The 6,436-nt window shown below is 54.4% G+C and carries 8 protein-coding genes; 1 reads left to right on the top strand and 7 read right to left on the bottom strand.

Going from position 1 to position 6,436, the window contains the following annotated elements:
- The 7 genes from RTY00_RS17635 to RTY00_RS17605 form a co-directional block, all read right to left on the bottom strand.
- Positions 1-222: AI-2E family transporter (locus RTY00_RS17635; protein ID WP_312665298.1), on the bottom strand; the 222-nt coding region annotated here is incomplete at its 3' end.
- A gap of 211 nt (positions 223-433) precedes the next feature.
- Positions 434-913 carry a type VI secretion system tube protein TssD gene (locus RTY00_RS17630; RefSeq protein WP_312665299.1) on the bottom strand — a complete coding sequence of 160 codons (480 nt, stop codon included), beginning with the start codon at positions 911-913 and terminating at the stop codon, positions 434-436.
- Positions 914-1,126: 213 nt separating this feature from the next.
- A complete protein-coding gene (locus tag RTY00_RS17625) occupies positions 1,127-1,453 on the bottom strand; it encodes a hypothetical protein (RefSeq protein WP_312665297.1) in 327 nt (108 codons plus the stop codon).
- Positions 1,454-1,483: 30 nt separating this feature from the next.
- Entirely contained in the window at positions 1,484-1,801 is a 318-nt protein-coding gene (locus tag RTY00_RS17620; protein ID WP_312665296.1) for a hypothetical protein, read from the bottom strand.
- Positions 1,802-2,000: 199 nt separating this feature from the next.
- The gene (locus tag RTY00_RS17615; RefSeq protein ID WP_312665295.1) at positions 2,001-3,650 is read right to left on the bottom strand and encodes an ABC transporter permease subunit; all 1,650 of its coding nucleotides are present in this window, start codon (positions 3,648-3,650) and stop codon (positions 2,001-2,003) included.
- 3 nt (positions 3,651-3,653) lie between these two features.
- Positions 3,654-4,625 (bottom strand): ABC transporter substrate-binding protein, encoded by a 972-nt coding sequence (locus RTY00_RS17610; protein ID WP_312665294.1) that lies wholly within the window; start codon positions 4,623-4,625, stop codon positions 3,654-3,656.
- A complete protein-coding gene (locus tag RTY00_RS17605) occupies positions 4,603-5,316 on the bottom strand; it encodes an ABC transporter ATP-binding protein (RefSeq protein WP_154157236.1) in 714 nt (237 codons plus the stop codon). The genes RTY00_RS17610 and RTY00_RS17605 overlap by 23 nt, the downstream gene beginning before the upstream one ends.
- Positions 5,317-5,542: 226 nt before the next feature.
- Here RTY00_RS17605 and RTY00_RS17600 point away from each other — a divergent pair.
- Positions 5,543-6,436, top strand: an 894-nt coding sequence (locus tag RTY00_RS17600) for an MFS transporter (protein WP_312665293.1), incomplete at its 3' end; no start/stop codon positions are given.

Raw genomic sequence — 6,436 nt, 5'->3', positions numbered from 1 at the left:
GATAAAAATCACGGTGATCACCAGCGTAATCGCCAGGCCACGTTTGACGCCGCGCCGCATCAGCATTGTGACCAGCGGATTGAGTACGATTGCCAGGAAGCTGGCCAGTAAGAAGGGCACCAGAATGTCCGAGGCGGCGCGAATGCCCGCCAGAATAATCACCAGCATCGCCAGTTTTACCAGGATGTTCTGGCCAATTTTTTCCTGAAGCAGGTTATTCATTCTCTCTCCTGAGACAAAATTTCTCAGGAGAGTGTAGCTGATGAAAATTAACCTTATGTTTTTTAAGATAAAGAGAAGTTTTTACAACACGCACCATCCGTAGCTACCGCCATGAACTTCAAGCGGTGACTGTGTAATTTTCACACCTCGGCTTACCGTGCCGACATCAATACAGTTAAACAACGAGTAAGGTAAGGCGCTAACTATTTTATTAAGCGATCATTCGTTCATTCCAACCATCTTTAAACTGAATATTCCCATCGACGTATTTCCACATAATTGTTTCATAACGAATCTCGACATTTTCCATATGTGTACTTGCTATGCCTGCTGGTACGAGTGATGGAGTAATGCTGGTTATTTTTACGTTTTCAAGAACAATGTTAAAGTATTCATTTTCAATTCCTGCTTCATTAATCCTATAAATTTTTATTGTGGCTGATTTAAGTGTTCTGCCCTGACACAAAGCGCGAAATAATAATGGCGTTGTCTGGTCAAATTCTTTCTGGAAAACTATTGGGGCATGGATTCTTGCTGTAGTTAACTTCCCGGTATGTCTATCGGTTGGAACCGAGATGTTATGCGTTAGAGTGCGCATTTCAATTGAGCCAAGTCGTGTAGGCATCAGGCATCCACCAACGATAGGGGATCCGTTTTCATCTGTTAGCCATAAATGAGCTGGAGTTGAAATAGTTAAGTTCCTTTTAATTTTAACGAGGGCGGTTAAACCAGATAACAAATGCAAAGGTAATTATTATAAAAACACCGGTTGACTGAAGTGCGTAGGGGCGAAAGTACGTTACTGAAAAAACACCGAAAATAATAATTAAAACAAGCGGAATGTAGCCCCAAAAAAAGTATGATGCCTGAGCCTTTAACCATTGCTTTAGAAAATTTCGCATGCCTACTTCACCATATTAATTATTGCTTCGGTAATGTCACTATCAAATGCTTGAGCTTTCATAAAAGTAGGCTCGACGAGGAAATACATCATTTCGAGTCTCTGCATGTGCAGGGCATGATAATACATCGGCGCTTGCAGCCTGAGTCGTTCAGCACTTTCAGCAGCTTGCTGTACGATGCCGTATAGCCCTAGCCCGGTAACAGTTAGTGCGGCAGTCTTTCCTGTCCAGGCGGCAATAGATGAGTTAAAGCCTATGCCAAGGCAAACAGTTGTTGTTATTCGGATGACAAAAGCCTGATTGTTTAGTGTACTAGCGGAGATGATCACGCCTGCTTTTAATAAACCGGAATTGATTGCTTAAAGTTGTTCGCGTGTTTTGAATCTGAAAATTTCTTCAAAATAGATGTGAACCAGTCTGTAGATAATGTCACGTCTTTTGACGACTTCGGCAATGCCGTCCAGGAAGCGCAAGTCTTCTTCTTTTAGCTTTGCACACACATCTTGATAGTTATCGGTGAAGCAAGATGTGTAATACACCAAGCGTGTTGCTCCGTCGCCAATTTTACTGGCTTGTTGAAGAGCCTGGTCTTTTACACCTATAAGCGCTTTTTCAAGCTGTGACGCCATCAACTCATCGGCTTTAATGCCCTTGAGTATCAAATCACTGTGATACATGCTGTTTCCTTACGGTAAGAAATCATCCCTAAGTGAAACTACAATTTACCCATTTAAAATGTAAGGTCAATGCGACATGGACATGGGTTATAAAATATGTTGATAAGAGGACAGCTAAACCTACAGCCACGGCTTAAATAATGTTAATTACCAAGGTCATATTTATGCGTGATGAATCACACCGCTACGGTATATATGACTATTTCTCATGACGCCGCATCAACGCCGTCGCAGCCAACATCAAACTCAAACTGGCGAGCAGCGTCAGCGTAGCCATCGCCATACCTTGTCCCACCGAACCTTGTTCAAACTGACGCCAGATAAAGATCGCCACGGTTTGCGTGCCCGCCGGTGCCAGCAGCAGCGAGGTCACCAGCTCGCGTGATGCCACGGCAAACACCATCATCATCGCCGCCAGCAAGCTGGGCGCCACCAGCGGCAGCACAACCAGCCGCAGCGCCTGCAAACGTGATGCGCCGTGCACCCGTGCCGCCGGTTCCAGCGTTGGGGCCAGCTGACGCAGCGCGCTACTGACATAGCGCACCGGCCATGGCAGCAGCAAACAGCTGTACGACAACAGCAGAATAAACATGGTGTTATAGGGCGAAACCGGCCAGAACCCGCGATTCCAGAGCAGAATCAAACCCACGCCAACTACCACGCCGGGCATCGCCGCAGGCAGCAGCGCCAGGCCATCCATCATCGCCAGCAAGCGCGTTTTTCCTTCCGACACGCGCCAGGCAATGAGAAAACCCAACGCGCCGGTCAGCAGCGCCGCGCCAAGCGCCAGGCCGATGCTGGTGGAGAAGGCCGCCAGCGCATCCCCTTGCTGGCTGAACAGCGCGCCGAAGTGGCGTAGCGTCAAATTACTGAGATGCAATCCACCGGAGAGCGTATTCAGTAAGCCGCTCAGGGTCATCGCGCCGAGCGGCAGCACCACCGCGAGCAGTACGGTGAGAGCAAATGGCAGTAGCATCAGCGTTTGTAAACGGCCGGCATGTGCCAGTTCCTGAGTAACAGGTTTACCGCCAACCGCCGTGACATCGCTGCTGCCGGTCAGTTTGCGCTGCAGCAGCCACGCGGTAAGCGCCACCAGACTTAACATCAGCGACAGCGATGCCGCGCCGGGCAGATCGATCGGCCAGTCGGCGAGTTTGGTTTCAATGCCAACGGTCATCAGCGTCAGCTTCGCCTGCGCACCCAGCGCTGCAGGCACGCCGTACTCCTCAATCGCCAGCGTAAACGCCAGCAGCACGCCACCCGCCAACGCCGGTAAGGTCAGCGGCAAGGTGATGTGCCAGAAGCCGCGCCACGCCGATGCGCCGTGCACGCGCGCTACCCAGGCAAGGCGTTGTCCGCTCGCCAGCAGCGAACGCGACACCGCAAAATAGACCACCGGGAAGATGTTCAGCGTCATCACCCCAATCATGCCGCTGCTGCTAAATAGCAGGCTGTCGAAGTTGATGCCGGTAAGTTGTTCGATATAACCGTTGCGTTGCAGCGCCAGCGTCCATGACAGCGCCACAATATAGGGCGGCGTCAGAAACGGGATCAGAAACAGCAGATCCCACAACGCCGCGCCTGGCAGGCGGAACAGGCCGCGCAGTGCGCCGAGCGGTAAGCCCAGCAGCAAACTGCACAGCGCCACACCGCCACCGATTTTTAGCGTGCCCAGCCACATTGATGCCAGCTGCGGATCGTCCAGCAGCGCCGGGAAAGCGCTAAAAGCGCCGCGCCAGCTGCCTTCGCCGAAGTGTGGAAACAGCGCTTGCAGCACAATAAACAGCAGCGGCAGCGCTACCAGCAGCAATAACGCCAGCAGAATCAAGCCATTCAGGGCACGCGACATCGCTTACTGTCCGAACAGGGCGCCAAAGCGCTTCAGCACCGCCGAGCGCTCGCTGCTGCCGTCCTGATTAGATGGCAACAACTTAATCTCGGTGAACAGCGGACGTTGCGCTTTGATATCGGTACGCGCTGGCATCAGCCAGGCTTTCGCTACTTGCTCCTGACCTTCATCCGACAGCACGTAATCGACGAATTTCTTCGCATCGTCGGCGTGCTGGCTGCTTTTCAGGATCATCATCGGACGCGGCGCGACCACGGTGCCGTTTTCCGGGAAGATCACCTTCACGCTTTCGCCCTGCGCGATGTTGTTATAGGTGACGTAGTCGACCGCGCCAAACACCGCCGCTTTCGCGCCTTGCAGCACCGGCGTCACCGCCTGCGCGTTCGGGCCGCTCATCACCATACCGTTGGCTTTCAGCTGGTCAAACAGCTGCCACGCTTTTTCGCCTTCGCTGTTTTGCAGGCCAATCAGCAGATCGAGTGACGCGCCAGACAGCGCCGGATCCGGCGTGGTGACTTTGTCTTTAAAGGCGGGCGCGGTGAGATCCTGCCAGGTTTTCGGCTCTGGCGTGTTGCTTTGTGTATTCCACACGATGCCAAGCGCAGAAATACCCTGCGCGACATAGTTGGCGGTTTTGAACTGATCCGGCACCTTCGCTGCATTAGCACTTTCGAAAGGTTGCAGCCAGCCGCGTTGTTGCAGATCTTCGGCGGTATCCCACGAAGCCGAGATCAACACATCGGCCTGCGGATTGGCCTGTTCCGCTTCGAGACGCGCCATCACTTTGCCGGTGGTGGCCTGGAAAATATTCACTTTGATGCCGGTCTGTTTTTCAAATCCGGCGGCAAGACTTTTCGACAGCGAACCCGGACCGGCGGTGTACACCGTCAGCGCTTGGGCGTCGTTGATCATGATGGCGGAAGTCAAAATCATCGCGCTGATGGCTCCTGTTTTAACTGACTTGAGAGATGGCATTGCGGTCCCCTGAGAGGTGAGTAACGGAAACAATCTGGCCCTGCGCCAGGTGAATGATGCGGTCGGCCAGCGTGTTGGCTTCCTCGCGATCGTGCGTAACGTAAACAGCGGTGATACCCGCCGCGCGCAGCAAATCCGCCATGGTGTGAACCAGGGTTTCACGCAGGTCGCGGTCGAGGTTGGAGAGCGGTTCGTCGAACAGCAGAATGGCCGGTTTTGCCACCAGCGCCCGCGCTAGCGCCACGCGCTGCTGCTGGCCGCCGGAGAGCAACGCTGGTTTGCGATCGCCAAAATCAGCGAGGCCAACCTGAGCCAGTGCGGCATCAGCCTGTTGTCGCGCGGCGGCTTTTTTCATGCCGCGCATGCGCAGCGGAAAGGCGACGTTTTGTGCCACTGACATGTGCGGCCACAGCGCGTAATCCTGGAACACCATGCCGAGGTTACGCTTCTCCGGCGCATCGCAGTGGCGCGGCGAGGCCACGCAGCGTTCGCCAATCCACAGTTCACCTGCGCTTGGCTGCAGCAAACCTGCCAGCAGTTTCAAAAGCGTGCTTTTGCCACAGCCGCTCGGACCGAGCAGCGCCAGGATTTCGCCTGCGGGAATGGTCAGGGAGAGATCGTGCAGAATAGTCAGATTACCCACCGACCATCTGAGATTTTTCAATTCAATAGGCAGCGCGGCATGCGTCATCGGCCACCTCCCGCGAAGGAGTTAGCGTTGCGCACGCGCGCCTGAGAAATCAGGGGCGTCATCAGATTGTTATCCTCTTTGGGATTTGATTGAGGGCGAGTCTACGAGCGCGATATGACGAAATGATGACCGTAAAACTGGGCATTTCACTGATGCGGATAAAACCAAAAGGCGTATAGTTATCCTCTTGTTATGAAAATTCCGTCACCCACGAGCGCAATCACTCATGCCTGACCTGCCTGCCGCCGCACCTGAACACGGCCGTTTTCGCCTCAATTTACTGATCCTTTCCATCGTGAAGTTCAACTTTGCCAGCTATCTCACCATCGGCTTGCCGCTGGCGGTGCTGCCCGGCTTTGTCCATGACGGGCTGGGCTATAACGCCTTCTGGGCCGGATTGGTGATCAGCCTGCAATACATCGCCACGCTGCTCAGCCGCCCGCACGCCGGACGCTATGCCGATCTGTGGGGGCCGAAAAAAGTGGTGGTGCTGGGGTTGGTGGGCTGTTTGCTCAGCGGCATCTGTATTCTGCTCTCGGCGCTCAGCGACGGGCAGGGCGTGCTGAGTCTGGTGCTGCTGTGTCTGGGGCGCGTGATTCTCGGCGTGGGGCAAAGCTTCTCCGGCACCGGCACCTCGCTGTGGGGCGTGGCGCGCGTCGGTTCGCTGCATATTGGCCGGGTGATTTCGTGGAACGGCATTGTCACCTACGGCGCGATGGCGATCGGTGCGCCGCTTGGCGTGGTGATTTTCCGCAGCGGCGGCTTGCTGCTGCTCTCCGGCATCATCATCGCTATTTGCGTGCTGGCGATAGCGCTGGCGCTGCCGCGTGCGCCGGTGAAAGGCAGCAAAGCCAAGCCGCTGCCGTTCCGTGACGTGCTGAGCAAGGTGTACGGTTTTGGCTTGATTCTGGCGATGGGTTCCGCTGGATTTGGCGTAATCGCCACCTTCATCACGCTGTTTTATCAGGATAAAGGTTGGGATGGCGCCGCCTTCGCGTTGACCATGTTCAGCGCCGCGTTCGTCGGCACGCGTCTGCTGTTTCCGAATGCCATCAACAAGCTCGGTGGTTTGCGCGTGGCGAGTATCTGCTTTGCGGTAGAAGCGATGGGCCTGTTTCTG

This window comes from Pantoea sp. CTOTU49201 (assembly GCF_032054795.1).
Lineage (GTDB): Bacteria > Pseudomonadota > Gammaproteobacteria > Enterobacterales > Enterobacteriaceae > Pantoea > Pantoea symbiotica.
Note: the sequence above shows the minus strand (reverse complement) of the source record. Positions and strands in the feature narration are given on the sequence as shown.